Origin of the sequence: Enterobacter cloacae complex sp. P24RS (assembly GCF_014982165.1) — a bacterium.
GTDB classification, from domain to species: Bacteria; Pseudomonadota; Gammaproteobacteria; order Enterobacterales; family Enterobacteriaceae; genus Enterobacter; species Enterobacter quasihormaechei.
Genome location: NZ_JADCKU010000039.1, coordinates 1 through 336, shown reverse-complemented (window position 1 = coordinate 336; position 336 = coordinate 1). Strand labels below are relative to the sequence as shown.

Sequence of the window (336 nt, the reverse complement as noted above, 5' to 3'; positions counted from 1 at the left end):
GGGAACCTGCGGTTGGATCACCTCCTTACCTTAAAGAACCTGCCTTTGTAGTGTCCACACAGATTGTCTGATGAAAAGTAAATAGCAAGGCGTCTTGCGATTGAGACTGTACGTCCCCTTCGTCTAGAGGCCCAGGACACCGCCCTTTCACGGCGGTAACAGGGGTTCGAATCCCCTAGGGGACGCCACTTGCTGGTTCGTGAGTGAAAGTCACCTGCCGTCATATCTCAAAACTGACTTACGAGTCATGTTTGAGATATTTGCTCTTTAAAAATCTGGATCAAGCTGAAAATTGAAACGACACACAGCTCATGTGTGTTCGAGTCTCTCAAATTT

1 tRNA gene is annotated in these 336 nt (G+C 47.6%); it reads left to right on the top strand.

Going from position 1 to position 336, the window contains the following annotated elements:
- Positions 1–112 precede the first annotated feature (112 nt).
- Positions 113–188, top strand: a tRNA-Glu gene (locus INF58_RS20875).
- Positions 189–336 lie beyond the last annotated feature (148 nt).